Raw genomic sequence first — 16,321 nt, 5'->3', positions numbered from 1 at the left:
GGATATTGTTATTTCAGATGACTGTCTGCTATTTTATTAAAATAGTCTACATCCTCCTGTGTTATATAAGGATAACCCTCTAAACAGCCTGCTTCTTCCCTTAAGATCAGCATAGCTGTAGTGTGGAATCTGCCACCGGTGCTCATATAGGCTGCCGCTGCCTTTTGCAGAGAAGTCTTTGGCTCAATTTTCTCAGGTTCAGCTTTCCAGTCCCCGAAAACCTCATAGCGCAGCATACCGTCTCCCTCTTTCATAGGATAAAGATACATCTGCCTCTGCACCTTGATGATATTACTGCTCTCTTCCTTTAAAATTAGTGATAATCTGGGATCATACAGCCAGCTTTCACTCCAAAAACCCTTTATATGTAATTCCGGAAAATATCGGTCAAAAAAAGCAAGCGCCGCAGTAAGTGAATTATGTAGCCTGCTTGGATTATACCCTTCACCGGAAGGCACATGAACAGCCAGCAGGTTATCTCCCGGACGAAGTACTTCCTCCCATTGGCTTTTTAATAAAGTAATCTCTTGCCCTTCCACAAAGCCCATAGGATTTACCGGGTTAGCCGTTACAGCCTCTTCTGTCTCCTTCCAAGCGGTAGAATAAGCACCCTCAATATCAAATACTCCATTCACCCCATTTATCTGACCGTCTCTTCTGAATTCCTCTCCCGTATGTCTTAAACCTTTGACTCTTTTGGTTTCCTTATTGCGAAACAGGGTAAGTGGATCGCAAAAGCGATATGGTATAAAGAAAAACCGATCCACTAAAAAGATAGAACAGGTGTAAAAATTTCTATCCCATGGAAAATCGCTAACTTTTTTATCCCCTTTTGCCAGCTTCTCAAATTGTACCTTCATAGGATAGAAGGGAATCTCCTTATAAGCTTCTTCCGGTACCCCCAATTCTTGCAATTGTTTTATAGAAGGTTTAACACAAGCTAAGAGCAGGACAAAAGAGTATAATTCCCGCTGCCACTTCATACGTGCCGGTGTCATACTCCTATAGCTTCCACCGTCGAAGCGGTTTCGCTCAGAACACATATCCCATACCAAGAACTTTGTAAAGTGGAATAAGACCGGATCCTCTTCTATTGCTATAACAGCCTCCATAAGCTGTTCTATTGCATGGGAATCCACCTGAAAAACCTCAAAACAATCCTTTAAAAAATCCCGTTCAATAAGGTACTTCTGACTGTAAACCGGAAACTCTTCATAATACTGTTCCAACTCTTCCGGCAAATAATCAAACCCACAATGTTCCAGACATTCCCCATAGCTATATACTGTATTGGTCATACCTTCTCCTTTTTGTTACGTTTTGTTACGTTTGTTTAGTAAACCTTATAGTGAGATTATAACATCAACTTTCCAGATTGTAAATATAGAATTTTCAAGTAAATTTTGTTTTTCTTGTTGTTTATTAAAATAGTTATTGACAATCCAGTTTAAAAATCATTATAATTTGTATGATACAGCTTACGTTGTTTACGTAAACTGTAACTAAACAAACGAAAGAGGGGGGTTATCTTTTGAGTACAATAAGAGATGTGGCAAAGTTAGCTGAGGTCTCTGTGGCTACTGTTTCACGAGTTATCAATAACGATAATAAATATAAGATGACTGATGAAACACGTGCTCGTGTCTGGCAGGCCATCACTCAGCTGAATTATAAGGCAAAGGCGCCTGCCAGAGCCGCCTCGGTTCAGCCTGATACTAATCAAAGTGAAGCGCCAATAAAGGTTGGCTGTGTTCTCAGCATAACGAAAAAGAAATATAAGGATCCATTTTTTATGTCAATCCTGTCCAGCATTGAAGAGGAGCTATCCGTACATGGTCACGAATTAGCCTTTGTAAAGACTGCTTTTGAGCTGGAGGATAAAAAGGTTCTTTATAATACATTCAGCAATAACATCACCGGTTTATTTTTGATGGATGCTTTAAATGATGAAGCGTATCATTTCATTCGGAACCAGGTGCCCTATATCGTAGGAATTGATACCCAGAGAGAGGATATTGATAATGTTGGTTATGACCATTACCGTGTTGCTGCAATAGCAGTTCAGCATTTAATAGACCGGGGCCATAAGAACATTGGATTTATCGGAGCAAGCGGTGTAAATGGAAATATTAAGACAACCCAGCGTTATCGCGGTTATTACTCCTCTATCCACGCTGCCGGATTACAGGTTCATCCCGAATGGGTCATAGACTGTTTATGGAATGAAGACATTTGTATCGAAAAGATTGTAAATCTGTGCAAGACCGGCAATTATCCCACTGCTTTTTTTGTAGCCAGTGACCTTATGGCAATGGCAGCCATGAGCGGACTTTATACCTTAGGTATCTCCGTACCAAACGAAATCGCGATAATGGGCTTGTCCAATATAGAAATCTCAAAATATTCCAATCCACCCTTAAGCACCATTGACATTCCAACACGGGAATTTGGGATTGTTGCGGTGGATTTGTTGCTGACCAGAATGAACGGATATAATCTATTACCCCGAAAGGTGATTCTTCCCACCAGCCTGGTTACAAGAAGTTCCACCTGATATTTCTATTGGGTACTCACAAAATATGAATAGCAGGTATTTCTTTGCAAGAAATCTACTATAAGAAATGATAATTAAAGAAAGGGCAATTATGAAAACCAGGGTTTCTGAGCAATTCACAGAAGACGGAAAAGTGATTGGTGAAATCAACTCCTTTCTAAAAGAAATCTATATGGATGATACGATGAAAGTCTTTCATAATTACGATAATACCAACTCCTCTGAACTGTATATGTATTACTGCGGCATATCAGCCTGTCCTCCCGGTCATATATGGGGACCAGCCATACGGGAGCACTATGTGATCCATTATATTCTATCCGGGGAAGGAACCTTAAAAATAAGAGGAAAGGTTTATCCCTTAGCAAAAAATGATGGTTTTCTCCTCAGCCCTAAGGATATCGCTACCTATACCGCCAGCAAAGAAAATCCCTGGGAATATGTCTGGATTGGTTTTCATGGTTTAAATGTTTCGGATTATCTGCAGCGGGCAAGATTAGACAGTGAAAATCCGGTCTTTCATTATGAAAGGGGAGTACAGCTTAAGGATTGCCTGCTGGAGCTTGTTAAGGTCAACAGCAAGTCTGCCCATAGCGCGGATTTGCGGACGCAGGCATTACTTAATCTATTTTTTGCGGAATTAATCGAAAATGCTTCCCAGGAGATTTCAGTTATCTCCCGTACTTCCAGAGAGCAATATGTACGTAAAGCTGTTGAGTATATCCATACCAACTATATGAAGCATATTACGGTGCGTATACTTGCAGATTACATTGGCCTTGACCGCAGTTATTTAACCACCCTATTCAAAGAACAATTGAATATATCTCCGCAAGCTTATCTTACCCGCTTTCGGATGAACAAGGCTTGTTTTTTACTGAAGGAGAAGGATATTTCTATTACAGAGGTTGCCCTTATGTCCGGTTATAAAGATCCGGTAGTCTTTCAGAAGGCTTTTAAAAATACCCTTGGTATCTCTCCCTCTAAATATCGCAGTCAAAATTGGTAGTACATAATCATCAGTGCGTAATAGCTCATAGTCAATGGTGCTTAGTTAGTTCATACTCAAAGGTGCATGATAGCTTAGAATCAAAGGTTTTTAGTAGTTAATACTCAAAGGTGCATAATAGCTTAGAATCAAAGGTGCTTAGTTATTCATATTCAAAGGCGCATAATAGCTTATAATCAGAGTTGCTTATTTAGGAATAATCAAAGGTGCATAATTAAGGATATCATTAAGGGCTATTCTGTGAATGTCAGAATAGCCCCTTTTGCTTTTATGTTATAGTAATCTATTGAGTTTAATTCTGATTTATTTTTGTTTGCATTATTTCATATATCTATTTGATATGTTTTTCATATATTTAATTTGTTTGTTTCAGATATTTTAATTGTTTATTTTTCATTTATTTTATTCATTTGTTTTTGGCTCATTTTCATTTATTTTACTCGTTTGTTTTTTTCATTTATTTTTTACTCGTTTGTTTTTTATTTTTCAAGCTAGTCTCAATTCCTTATATATTTTGCTTGTTTATTATATTTATTTGTTATTCATTATTGCTTATCAGTTATATCTTGTTACTTATGCACCTGATGTTACTTTTTTAATAGATGACTGTCAACAACCTCTATAAATTGATTGATATCTTCTACTGTGATATAAGGAGACTCACCGATTTTTGATACCTCTTCTTTTAACACAAACATACGAAGCTCATTAAAGCGTCCTCCGGTTTTCATATAATCCACCACTTTCTCCTGTAAAGTGGTCACACAATGGAAGTTCTCCAAATCAATCTGCTTTGCTCCAAAAACTCTCTCTAACAGCATACCCTCTCCATCCCTTGCAGGATAAAGGTAAAACTGCCTCTGCACCTTAATAATATTACTATTATCATAATCAAGTATCAGTGAAAGTCTGCTATCATAAAGCCAGCTCTCACTTAAGAAGCCTTTTATATCCAATTCGCCGAAATAGTTCCTATAGAAAGTAAGAGCAAGTTCCATGGATTGCTTTACATTAACAGCCGTATATCCGGGTCCTGAAGGGATATGAAAAGCTAGTAAATAATCTCCTTTTGATAGAGCCGTCTTCCATTCCGCTTTCTTAAGAAGCACCGGTTCTTTCATAACAAAACCCATGGGATTCACAGGATTTGCCCTAATTGTAGACTCATCTTCCTCCCACACAGTAACAAATCTCTCGTTGTCAAAGATTTCATTTGTACCGTTTATCTGTCCGTCTCTTCGTACTTCAATATTACCATGGAGCAGCGCAAGCACACCATTGTTTTTTTTATTTCGAAACACCGTCATTTCCTGTTCAAACCTGCAGGGAATATATTGAAACCGATTCAACCAGAAAATTGAACAAGTATAAAAGTTCAGCTCCCACGGAAAATCACTTATGGAAACATCCTCTCCAGCAACCCATTTTTCGAATTGCTGTTTCATGGGTACAAAGGGTATTTGCTCATAATAAGCAAGTGGTATCTTTCTTTTTTGAAGCCTTTTCAGGGAAGGTTTTACGCAAGCAAGCAAAAGAATTAAGGAATAATATCTGGTAATTATTCCTCCTCCTTTAAGGGTCAGACTCTGATAATTATTGTTCTCATATCTTTTCCTCGCATTACAAAGATCCCAGATCAGAAATTTTGTAAAATATGCTAATCTGTCATCTGCTTCTATTTCTCTGATTGCCTTCTTCAGCTGCTCTTGTTTCTCACCCGGTACTTTAAATCGTGCCAAGGCTGCATTAAGAAATTCTATATCAATTATCTCTCCCCATTTATGCTCATCGAACTGCATATAATAAGACTCCAACCCAAGTGGTAAATTGTCAAACCCGCAATACTCCACACACTCTGCAAAACTATATTTCTGTTTCATATTTCTGTCCTCCGATCCTCCGGGGCTGCTGCCTTATAAGCAATGTTACTGTAAGCCCATGTCCTTCAGGCAATTCATTACACAGATGTCAAGGTCTGGTTACATCACTAAATTTATTTCGCATCAGCCCCTTCCATGATATCAAGGGTTTATCAATCTGTAATCCATTAATTGATGTTTTTAGCAGTCATTTTGTGTGATATTTAATAAGTGAAGGCCTTCGATTAATCATTTGTGAGTATTTATTTATTTTAGTGTATAGCTTGTTAGCATGCCGGAGTTTGGAAGCCTGCTGACTGTGCTCCAATTGCTGTCCACATCCTTAAAGCCGATACGAAAAGTACTTGTCAGGCTGCCCATAGCTGACCTTGCAATCCTAACTTCATAAATAGAGGCATTACTTGATACTGCAACATTAGAAGCCCCAAGATTGTTCCAGCTCCATACACTGTTATTGTCTGGATGGCTATATAAATTTCCCAATTCAATCAAATAATCACTGCCAGAATTAGTCCAGTTTCCATCGATATAACCGGTAGCAGAATTGTTATCGCTATTTAAGTAGATCTGACCATTTGGCCCCAAATTACTTCCCTGTATACAGATATAAATATAATCTGAATCATTGGTTACCTTAAGGCTGGATGCACTTTGTCCCCCAGCAGTTACTGCAGCGGTGATATTAGTCCAGTCTGAGGAACTCCCATCTATTGTTATTGTGCCAGGTGCTGGGGTTGTGGTTGGGGTTGGGGTTGGGGTCGGTGTTGCTGTAGGTGTTGGGGTCGTGGTTGGGGTCGGCGTCACTGTAGGTGTCGTGGTCGGGGTCACTGTCGGTGTTACTGCTCCACCGACGGTAAAGGTTCCCAAATCCAACCATCCGTCTGCATTCTGCCCTGCATTAGCAAATCCAAGTTTATTACCATTAACAAGTGGATTTACGACTTTAATACACATACTGTAAGACCCTGCTGCAAGGGAAGGGCTTGTTATGGTATACTCAAAAGTTTTTATAGAACCGTCTGCCGGTATGGTATTTAAATCCCAGGTCGTAGTCCAGCTCTTTACCAGCGCTCCGTTCTGCTTAACTCCAATCTGTACCGGCCACATAGTATGATCATAGTAAAAAGGAGCAATTCCGATATTCATAATATCAATCCCTAAATAAAGAGGGGCAGAGGTTGATAAATTGTCATAATAAGCTGTTTTTACTCGAAAATCATAACCTAACTGCTTAGCGGCTGTTTTGGCATTTGTTAAGGTGTTTCCGGTATAATACTTCATCTGATCGCACATCAGCCAGGTGGGATGGGCTTCGCTCAGGCAGGCAGCCCAACTTTGATTTGTGGAGCCCTGCCAGGTTGTTCCGGAAAAGATGGTATTTTGATCCGGCGGATATATTTCACCGCCAATGGCGTTAGTCTTCCATTTATTCTGCTGGTTTAAGTCTATCAACTTCTGTCCATAACTCCAGCTCTGGCCTCCCTTAGCCGCTGATAAGGTTGCATAGCCAAAGGAATCATCGTGGTATCCAATATTTGCACTGGCATTTGGAACTCCGAACTTCGGTTCTCTGACGCAGAGCTGAGTTTTATTAAAATACGAATCGAAGGCTGTCAGAACCTCCGTGTACACTGTATTTGAAATATTCCAGTTTGCTTTGCCATCAGAGGTATCCTCATCATATGGCCAGTTATGCCACTCCCCCCAGAACCCCAAAAGCCCCAAAGTTATATATCCGATGCGTGGGTCTCCATCATATTTCGTACCAAAGGCCTTGATAAAATTCTGCATCGAAGTACGAAAGGTTTGATTCTCATAATCGGGACAATAACCTGCTCCGCCTAAATCCGTTGGTTCATTATAATAGCGCATGGTGAGACCGCTATCAATCAGGAACTGTGGTACACCGGTGGTCTCTCCCGGATAATCATAGTAAAAGCGAAATATTGCCTGATGACCTCGTCCCGCTATTGTATCCAGCCGACTCTCAAAAGCAGACCAGTTAAAGGTATTCATGCCCGTCTGAACCTCACGTACTGAAATATAAAACCATTCAAGGCTATGAGGAAATGTTGTTGTGCTATAATCAAAAGGTACAAATCCCTTTAAAGGATTGTTATCAAAAGAAGCTGCCGGACTAATTGTATGAGCAGTATGACCAGCTGTACTGGCCAGCGCAGGATCCGTGGATTTATACATAATAAATACTCCTATTATCAGAGAAAGTGATAGAGTTAATGCTACGGCTTTTTTTACAATCATACGTTATCCTCCTTCTCAGTTTTTTGCAGCTGCCTCCTGGTATATCCTGTGTTAATTTTCAGGATAGATACAGCCCCTTCCGGCCATACAGCATTTTTTTCTGGATTTCTTTTTCGATACATTACCCCAACCTCCAACAAACTATAATATTTATAAGGCACCCAGCTGAAACACTCACTGCCCTTTTCGGTAAATATGGATTAATTATGAATGGGTACCATATTTCTTATTATATACCTTTCTTTTTTTTATAATATCATCGAATGTTGTATGTTCCAGTCAATTTGTTTAATTTAGGAATCCTTATGACAAAAGGCTGTCATATTGATAATGATTATTATTTACTTTATTGCATTGTTGTGGTATTCTATCATTAATCCTAATAGTTTATCTAGAAAAAGCAAGATTGATTTCATTCAGGGGAGGTTATATTATGTCCATTTCTTTTGAAGCATTACTGTCACAAATCGAATCACGCAACATTATAAAAATTCCTATGACTTCAAGCGAACAGCTCCCCTCCAGAGGTATGGTCATGATAAAAGGGACTATGAAGGATGTAGCATTTACAGCTCCCTTGGAACCTGACGGTAAAGGCAGTCATTGGTTTGAAGTAAGTGACGAACTATGTAAAGCTGCAGGAATACTAATTGGCCAGACTGTGTCTCTTATAATAGAATCTACCAATGAATGGCTCGAACCGGAGCTTCCAAAAGACATAATGGATGCAGTCATCAAGGCAGGGCTTATCCGCCAATGGAATGCTATTACCATAAAGGCACGGTGGGAATGGCTTCGTTGGATACGTTCAACGAAAAATCCGGTTACCAGACAGAAACGAATTGACGTAGCATGCTCTAAATTACAAAAAGGTGATAAAAGACCATGCTGCTTTGACAGTACCCGCTGTACAATAACAGATGTTTCGAAATCCGGCGTACTTTTATGACCGGGTTCTGTCTTTCGCGGCTATTTCATTTACCTTAGTTTTTTATTATTAACAGGAAGCTCAAAAGACACCTGCGTTCCATTGCCTTTCTCACTGATGACTTTCAATTCTGTGTTATACATCATTTTCAGCCGCTGGTTTATATTCCATATACCTATTCCCCGCTCTTTCGTAGTAACCGTCAGCAATTCTTTTGACTTTATTTCATCCATTCCAACACCATCGTCCTTAATAGTAAATACTACCTTTTCATCCTGGCGTTTTATAGAGATCTTCACCGTCCCGCCTACTATCTTAGCCATAACGCCATGCCTTACTGCATTTTCAACCAACGGCTGCAATATTAAGGGAGGTATGGGAATATCAAGATTCTCAAGGTTTTCATCAAAATCATACTCAATCTGTAAACGCTCACCAAAACGTGTTTTCTCTATATATAAATAAGCCTCCAGTAATTCCTGCTCTCTGGCAAGAGTTGAGATTCCATCAATCCGTTTAAAATCAAAGCTGTGGCGCAGATACTGTGCAAGCTCCACAACTACTTCCTCCGCCTTTTCCGGTGACGACACACATAAGGAAGCGATGGAGTTTAGGGCATTGTATAGAAAATGTGGATTTATCTGTGCACGTAAAAAAGCAATTTCTGCTTCCTGCGTCCGTTTAACAGAGCTTTTAAGATTATTAAGTGCAGAAAAATACTGCATGGATAATAACAGAATCATTACCAACGCAAACATCATAATAAAAACCTGTGAAAATCCGGAGCTAGTCTTAAATCCCAGGGAAAATAGTATTGCATCCGCAGAATACAAATTTACAGACAGTATGGCAATAAAGAGCAGCAAGCCTTCAGCATTTTTAATATATAAAAAGACCGCTCTTACCAATAATGCCAATAAAATCAGTGTATTACAGGCCATTACAAGCAGGTGGATCTTATAATAAACATAAATCGGCAGTACCACCACCGCTGCCAGATAAGCTCCGTATAAAAAAGAAATCACCCTGGCAAAACGAGGTGGTAATAGCCCTTTCTTAAATTTATGGAAGATCCATAGCATTACAATAAAATTCGCAGATAAAAAGAAATCCTTCATCTTAAATACAAGGGTAAAGGGGATATCCGGCAGCAAAAGTAACAGTGGACGTTGGTCAGCCAAGCCATTGCCAATTGCAAACAAAAAGCAAAAAAGCGCAAAAAGCGGCATTAAATATTCTCTGACACCGCCTGCCCAGGCAACACCAAAGAAAATCAAATGCAATAAAGCAATGGTCAAAAGAATTGCAAAAACAGCCAGAGCAAGCAGATTATTTTTTTGGAACTGATGCAGCATAGCCGACTCACTGCCAAGTTCTAGGGAAACCGGAATTCCAGAATTCATGTATTCATAATTGGCAACCTGTACAATGATTTCAATCCTGCTGCTGTTACAGCTGAAAAAGCCCAGCTGGGGCGTGTTCCCGGACTTGTAATCCGCTGCCTGTCCTGCCGGTTTTCCATCACTGAGCAGTTCCTGATTATTTACATATATTTTACTGGAAAAGCGGGCATTTCCTTTTTTCAGGCCAAGTACTCCATGAAAGGGGATGTCCTCTACCACCAGTCGATAGGTGGCATATCCAAAAACAGGGACTTCTTTCTTGCCAAAAACCTTTCCGTTCCATAGTCCCGGAACTTTCATATAACCGTCAGGTTCTGGTCTTGCTTTCTTCTGCGCCGAAAAATCCTCCGGTGTCAGAAGCTGATTCCAATAGAATTCCCATTCACCATCCAGCGGAAGTATTTTCGTGTGCTCCATATTCCAATCTGCAAGTTCCAGCCTGCCTTTAACAGCCTGCAGATTTCTGCTCTTTCCTTGTTTTTGCTCAGGCATTGATAATAATAGCATTGAGATGAATACAACTATTATCAGCATAACGATCGAAACCCTTTTAACCAAATTGTTACCTCCATATAAATCTATTAGTACTGTATTGCCTGCTATTTGCGCTGAAGCAAGGCCGGAGGAAAGGCTCAGCGTTCCTGGCAGCAAGTATGCCGCACCTGCCTGTGACAACCCAGTATCAGTTTAAAAGGCAGGTACTAAATTAAGAAAAAGTTAGCAATGCAGTACTGGATTCTTTCAGACCGCCTTATCAAAGAAAGCTGAAACAGCAATTACATCAGCATGTAACAGAGAATCCTGGCATTATGAATTCATTATATCAGATACTTTGTTGCAGTTATATTGCAAATACGACATTCTGCAACATTTTATACAAAAAGAGCCTTCTGCTGCAGGTAGCAAAAGGCTCTTTCCATTTCTATTTATTCATTCCTGATCTGATCATTTTCCATGCCTGGATAAGAACAGAGGGAATAATAGCAAGTCCATAGATCATACCCATCTGATAGTTTGACAGTTTCGCAATTTCAAAAAGATTCTGCAGGAATGGAACAAACAATACAAGATTAAGGAAAATAATACCCGCTAAGAAAGCAAACAGGCTGTAGATATTCTTCTTAAACCCTATAGCAAAGATAGAAAGCTTGCTTCTGCAGTTAAATCCGTGGAAAAGTCTTGCCAGACACAGCGTAGCAAATGCCATGGTACTGGCAACCGCTTCTCCACCCCCGGAAAGTCCGATATGAAAGGCAATCAGGGTACAAGCAGCAATTAATCCACCCTGTACTAAAAGCTTTGTCATAAATTCCCTGGAAAGGATACCAGCCTTGGGATCTCTGGGTTTCTCGTCCAATAGATTCGCTTCCGGCGGTTCCATACCGATTGCGATGGCCGGCAGGGAGTCTGTCAACAGGTTGATAAACAACAGATGTACTGCATGGAAAGGTACAGGAAGTGCAAGAATGCTTGTATAGAGTACACTTAGTATACCTGCCATATTTCCAGAGAGCAGGAATTGAATCGCATTCTTAATATTTCTGAATACATTTCGTCCATTTGCTACTGCTTTAATAATGGTTGCAAAGTTGTCATCGGATAATATCATAGCTGCTGCATCTTTTGATACTTCCGTTCCTGTTATACCCATGGCAATACCGATATCCGCTTTTTTAAGAGCAGGAGCATCGTTGACACCATCACCTGTCATGGCAACGATATTTCCTTTATTCTGCCATGCATTAACAATTCTGATTTTATTTTCTGGTGAAACTCTGGCGTATACAGATACGGAGGAAACTTTATTGTTAAGCTCTTCTTCTGTGAGAGCATCCAGTTCAACGCCCGTAAGTGCTATGTCACCTTCCTCATAAATACCAATCTGCTTCGCAATGGCAACTGCTGTCAGCTTATGATCACCGGTAATCATAACCGGCCGTATACCCGCTCTTTTCGCATCGGCAACAGCCATCTGGGATTCAACTCTCGGAGGATCCACCATGGAAATCAAACCAAGGAAAGTAAAGCCGTCTTCGCTTTCTAATTTCAGTGCATGCCCTTCTTCAACTTCTTTATAGGCAAATGCCAGTACACGAAGTCCTTCTTCGGAGAACTCACGGTTCTTATTAAGTATCTTCTCTCTGTCTGCTTCGGTTATTTCCCTGATACCATCATTGGTTCGGATACTTACAGTCCTGCTAAGAAGTTCATCCAGGGCACCTTTGGTCAATAAAGTGGGTACACTGTGCAGTTCATAAATGGTACTCATAAGCTTTCTCTCTGAGTCAAAGGGAATCTCATCGATTCTTGGCATCATATTACGGATTTCATCATCCAATAGCTGAATCTTTCTTGCCATTTCAAGAAGTGCATATTCTGTGGGATCGCCGATTGCAACACCATTATGAATAGAGGCATCATTTGTAAGGATTGCATCATAAAGGAGATATCGATGCAGCTGATTCTTAAGGTTAAGTTCATTTACATTTAAAGTTTCTTCTCCGATGTAAATCTGCTGAACGGTCATTTTATTCTGAGTAAGGGTTCCTGTTTTATCAGAACAGATTACAGATACGGAGCCAAGACTTTCCACTGCCTTTAATTCTTTGATAATCGCACTTTCCTTGGCCATTTTCTGCGTTCCCATAGCCTGAACGATGGTAACAATGGAACTTAACGCTTCCGGAATTGCTGCTACCGCAAGAGCCACAGCAAACATAAGAGAATCTAACAAGGGTACATCTCGTATCATACTAAGTACAAATACAATGGCGCTGATTATCATAATTACGATAGCCAGTTTACTGCTGAAATTATCAAGACTTACCTGAAGAGGTGTTTTCTTTTCCTTGGTGTCATTCATAAGAGCGGCTATTTTACCGATTTCGGTATTCATACCGGTATCTGTTACTAACACTACAGCTCTTCCATAGGTTATTAAGCTTCCCGAAAATACCAGATTCACTCTGTCACCAAGGGGAACCTCTTCCTCCAGTGTAATATCATTTTTATCTACATTGGTGGATTCTCCGGTCAGAGAGCTTTCATTTACCTGAAGAGAATAATTATTCAGAATTCTTCCGTCCGCAACAACCATATCACCGGCTTCCAGCATAAGTATGTCACCTGGCACCACTTCCTTTGATGGAACTTCAACTCTTTTCCCGTCTCTTAATACTTTCGCATTAGGCGAAGATAGAGATTTCAGACTTTCCAGGGATTTCTGTGCTTTTTCATGCTGTACGGTTCCAAGTATCGCATTCAGTATAATAACCAGCAGAATTACAATAGTACTTTCTACATTTCCGGATAAACTGGAAATAACCGCAGCAATAATAAGTATTATTACAAGAAGGTCTTTAAACTGTTCAGCGAATACCTGATATACACTCTTCTTCTTTGCTTCAAGAAGAGTATTATCCCCTACTATGTCCCGTATTTCTACAACCTGTTTCGAGGTAAGTCCATCACTGGTTACCTTCATTTCCTTCAGGGCTTCTTCGCCTGATAACTTGTACCATTGTTTCATTCTTTCACTCCTTGTGTATTTTGTTAAAAAAAAAGACTTCTAATGGAGGGCAAGAGGATTTCCTTCTTGTCATTTCCATTAAAAGTCTTGTAACCGAAACTTGGCATGCACACCCAGGTTTGTTAATCCGCGACTGTTGGATTGTGCATTAAAACTACTCCCTTTTATCAGAAAAGAATATATACTTTTTTCAATGAATTACATTATATTTTATAAATATTTATGTGTCAACTATGAATAGTAATTTCATTGGAATGGTATTGAATTTCTGTTTTTGAGGAGACAGATTTAGACAAATGTCACAATAAAATATCCCTGTATATTTCTAGTATGTACCAAATGTCATTTGATTATTACATTATCTTCACCTACCGTACGTGCGACATCCACTCCATAAGTAGCCATGGCATCCACTGGGTTCGTTCCGGAAACAACGGATTCTACCATAGTCTGAATATGTGCCGAAACCGCAGCATATTTGCTGTCTTTGGGTCTAAAGGAGGCAACGCTCAGGTACTGGGTGGCTGTCTGGATAAAAGGCATGGCAGCATAATTCTGATTACCGGCCATATCGGCCCTTGTACCGATACTCCCCAAAGCCACAATGGCTTCTTCGTAAACAGCCGGCTCCATTAAATGCTTTATAAATTCCATGGTGAGCTCTTTATTGTCTGACTTTGAAGGAATTGACCAGGCCCAGCCTCCGGCCATTGTAGTGATTCCGGCGCCTTCACCATTTCTGGTCGGCATAGGTGCAAACCCCAAGACCCTGCTGTAATCTGTCCAGGGTGAGGCACCTGTCTCCAGATAATTACCGGTAATCCAGCTTCCGTCCAAAGAGATGGCAAGTTTACCCTGAGGCAGGTATTCTCTGGCTGATATATTACTCGCCTGGCCATTCAGCACCTTTGATAAAGGTGGTCCATAATCATTTTTATAGATATTATCCAGGAAATTAAGTGTCTCTATTATTCCCTGACTGGATATAATCCATTTGCCTGTGCCTTCATCCAGTAAACCTTCTCCGGTTCCGTAAAGGAGCATTTCGTAAGTCTGCATGGAGGTTGCTTCCCCGGTTGCAACGCCGGAATTGCACCAAAAGGGTATTACATCGGGAAGTTCCTCCTTTATGATCTTACAGGCTGTGAGGATATCGTTCCAGCTCTTTGGTTTCCATTCCTCCGGCAAACCTGCTTTTTTAAAGAGTTCCTTGTTATACCACAAACCACGGGTATCCGTATTATAAGGTACGCCATATACCTTCTTATCATTTCCGGTAACACCTTCTTTTAAGGACTCATAATAGGAACCGTCATTCCATGCAGCATAGTCTGTAAGATAGTCATCCAGGGCAGTCAGGTAGCCGGCTTCCACATCTGTTGTGAGCTGAAAGGTGTCTTCTGCTACCAGATTGGGGGCAGTTTTTTCTGATTGAAGCATAAGCGCGATTTTTGAAAAATAATCTCCTTCACAGGCTGTTATTGGAGCAATGTTAAGTTCAAAACTGTCTTTTTTATCAAAACTGTTATATGCGTTTTGAAGCCATTTCCACAAGGTACTATTTTCACCTTGACCATCATCTCTAAAGGTAACAGTTAAGACTTTTTTACCAGTAAGGTCTTCTTGTATCGATAAGTCATTCGTTTCTGTACTTATGAGAGTAACATTTTTCGCTTTTCCACAGGCGGCAAATGATAGCAGGATTGCCGCTGCCATCAACAAACACAATGACTTTTTCATATAACCTCTCCTCTTATTCTGCTTATACTTCCGAGTTTAAGGGATAGAAACACAAGGTCTTTCTTCCATCAGCTGAGCATTTGATATCAGGCCTTCTCTTTCTGCATTCTTCTAAAGCATAGGGACAGCGAGGAGCAAATTTGCAATAGGTTATGGCATACTCTTTATCCTCTGTATCCGGCATGGTAAACTCTTTATCCCATTTTTCTCCCACTCTTGGAACTGCATTCATCAGCAATTGTGTATAGGGGTGTGCAGGATTATCCATAATCTCCTTTGCCGGTCCATATTCAATCAGGCAGCCCCGATATAAGGCAGCAATATAGTCCGATACATAATAAGCCGTTGAAAGATCATGGGTAACATAGATAAAGGATACCTGATACTTATCTTTTAATTCTTTGAACAAGTTAACTATGTTCATTTTCATGGAGGCATCAATGGCAGCAACAGGCTCATCTGCTATGATAAGCTTCGGTCTGGTAATAAGGGCTCTGGCAATGGACACTCTTTGAAGTTCTCCCCCTGAAAACTGGGTTGGGTATTTGCCTCTTACCACCTCCAGGGACATACCGACACTTTTTAAGATTTCATCAATCAGGTTTTCTGCTTCTTCATAGTTTTTGGCAATCTTTAAGCGAAGGGCGGTATTAAACAAATAAGTATCCACGGTTTTACGCATGGAAAAGGATTCATAAGGATTCTGAAAGATAGGCTGCACCTCCAGCCTGAACCGAAAAGGATCATAGCCTTTATGATCTTTATAGGAGCTTCCTAAAAGGCGGATATCCCCCTGATCAAAGTCATGCAGGCGCAGAATCATCTTACACAACGTAGACTTACCGCAGCCGGATTCTCCAACAACAGATAAAATAACCGGCTTAACACCGTCAATCTCCAGATTGACATCATTTACAGCATCAATCTTCTTTTTACTGAGCATCCCACCTATATGGAAGGATTTGCTGACATTTTTAATTTCCAGTAATTTTTCAGACATAATAACCCCTTTCTGA

Annotated in this window: 11 protein-coding genes; 3 read left to right on the top strand and 8 right to left on the bottom strand. The window is 40.2% G+C overall.

Annotated elements, in window-relative coordinates; all coding sequences use genetic code 11:
* Window positions 1-8: 8 nt before the first annotated feature.
* A complete protein-coding gene (locus BR73_RS0110770; protein WP_051685130.1) occupies window positions 9-1,298 on the bottom strand; it encodes an acyltransferase domain-containing protein in 1,290 nt (429 codons plus the stop codon).
* 233 nt (window positions 1,299-1,531) lie between these two features.
* Here BR73_RS0110770 and BR73_RS0110765 point away from each other — a divergent pair, with 233 nt between their 5' ends.
* Window positions 1,532-2,554, top strand: coding sequence for a LacI family DNA-binding transcriptional regulator (locus tag BR73_RS0110765; protein WP_033165525.1), 1,023 nt, complete (start codon window positions 1,532-1,534; stop codon window positions 2,552-2,554).
* A 91-nt stretch (window positions 2,555-2,645) separates the two neighbouring features.
* Complete coding sequence (locus BR73_RS0110760; protein WP_197032652.1) at window positions 2,646-3,563, top strand: AraC family transcriptional regulator; 918 nt, start codon at window positions 2,646-2,648, stop codon at window positions 3,561-3,563.
* Window positions 3,564-4,150: 587 nt separating this feature from the next.
* Here BR73_RS0110760 and BR73_RS0110755 read toward each other — a convergent pair.
* The 3 genes from BR73_RS0110755 to BR73_RS29625 form a co-directional block, all read right to left on the bottom strand.
* Complete coding sequence (locus BR73_RS0110755) at window positions 4,151-5,443, bottom strand: acyltransferase domain-containing protein (protein ID WP_033165524.1); 1,293 nt, start codon at window positions 5,441-5,443, stop codon at window positions 4,151-4,153.
* Window positions 5,444-5,689: 246 nt separating this feature from the next.
* Complete coding sequence (locus tag BR73_RS27355) at window positions 5,690-7,705, bottom strand: hypothetical protein (RefSeq protein ID WP_051685128.1); 2,016 nt, start codon at window positions 7,703-7,705, stop codon at window positions 5,690-5,692.
* Window positions 7,702-7,827, bottom strand: coding sequence for a hypothetical protein (locus BR73_RS29625; RefSeq protein WP_278248527.1), 126 nt, complete (start codon window positions 7,825-7,827; stop codon window positions 7,702-7,704). The genes BR73_RS27355 and BR73_RS29625 overlap by 4 nt, the downstream gene beginning before the upstream one ends.
* Window positions 7,828-8,138: 311 nt before the next feature.
* Here BR73_RS29625 and BR73_RS0110745 point away from each other — a divergent pair, with 311 nt between their 5' ends.
* Entirely contained in the window at window positions 8,139-8,654 is a 516-nt protein-coding gene (locus tag BR73_RS0110745; protein ID WP_033165523.1) for a YdeI/OmpD-associated family protein, read from the top strand.
* Window positions 8,655-8,683: 29 nt separating this feature from the next.
* On the opposite strand, the gene BR73_RS0110740 is transcribed toward BR73_RS0110745, so the two are convergent.
* The 4 genes from BR73_RS0110740 to BR73_RS0110725 all read right to left on the bottom strand — a co-directional run bounded on the left by BR73_RS0110740 (window position 8,684) and on the right by BR73_RS0110725 (window position 16,305).
* The gene (locus BR73_RS0110740; RefSeq protein WP_242860660.1) at window positions 8,684-10,594 is read right to left on the bottom strand and encodes a sensor histidine kinase; all 1,911 of its coding nucleotides are present in this window, start codon (window positions 10,592-10,594) and stop codon (window positions 8,684-8,686) included.
* Between the two features lie 364 nt (window positions 10,595-10,958).
* Window positions 10,959-13,565 carry a cation-translocating P-type ATPase gene (locus tag BR73_RS0110735; protein ID WP_033165522.1) on the bottom strand — a complete coding sequence of 869 codons (2,607 nt, stop codon included), beginning with the start codon at window positions 13,563-13,565 and terminating at the stop codon, window positions 10,959-10,961.
* Between the two features lie 342 nt (window positions 13,566-13,907).
* Window positions 13,908-15,305, bottom strand: coding sequence for an extracellular solute-binding protein (locus BR73_RS0110730; protein ID WP_033165521.1), 1,398 nt, complete (start codon window positions 15,303-15,305; stop codon window positions 13,908-13,910).
* 22 nt (window positions 15,306-15,327) lie between these two features.
* Window positions 15,328-16,305, bottom strand: coding sequence for an ABC transporter ATP-binding protein (locus tag BR73_RS0110725; protein ID WP_033165520.1), 978 nt, complete (start codon window positions 16,303-16,305; stop codon window positions 15,328-15,330).
* Between the last annotated feature and the right edge of the window lie 16 nt (window positions 16,306-16,321).

Source organism: Clostridium sp. KNHs205, assembly GCF_000702945.1.
GTDB lineage: Bacteria > Bacillota > Clostridia > Lachnospirales > Lachnospiraceae > Anaerocolumna.
This window is presented reverse-complemented; position numbering and strand designations above follow the sequence as displayed.

Excerpts from the sequence above, each read along its gene's own strand:
- BR73_RS0110770 (WP_051685130.1), bottom strand. The coding sequence starts at position 1,298 with ATGACCAATACAGTATATAGCTATGGGGAATGTCTGGAACATTGTGGG.
- BR73_RS29625 (WP_278248527.1), bottom strand. The coding sequence starts at position 7,827 with ATGTATCGAAAAAGAAATCCAGAAAAAAATGCTGTATGGCCGGAAGGG.
- BR73_RS0110760 (WP_197032652.1), top strand. The coding sequence starts at position 2,646 with ATGAAAACCAGGGTTTCTGAGCAATTCACAGAAGACGGAAAAGTGATT.
- BR73_RS0110745 (WP_033165523.1), top strand. The coding sequence starts at position 8,139 with ATGTCCATTTCTTTTGAAGCATTACTGTCACAAATCGAATCACGCAAC.
- BR73_RS0110730 (WP_033165521.1), bottom strand. The coding sequence starts at position 15,305 with ATGAAAAAGTCATTGTGTTTGTTGATGGCAGCGGCAATCCTGCTATCA.
- BR73_RS0110735 (WP_033165522.1), bottom strand. The coding sequence starts at position 13,565 with ATGAAACAATGGTACAAGTTATCAGGCGAAGAAGCCCTGAAGGAAATG.
- BR73_RS0110755 (WP_033165524.1), bottom strand. The coding sequence starts at position 5,443 with ATGAAACAGAAATATAGTTTTGCAGAGTGTGTGGAGTATTGCGGGTTT.
- BR73_RS27355 (WP_051685128.1), bottom strand. The coding sequence starts at position 7,705 with ATGATTGTAAAAAAAGCCGTAGCATTAACTCTATCACTTTCTCTGATA.
- BR73_RS0110725 (WP_033165520.1), bottom strand. The coding sequence starts at position 16,305 with ATGTCTGAAAAATTACTGGAAATTAAAAATGTCAGCAAATCCTTCCAT.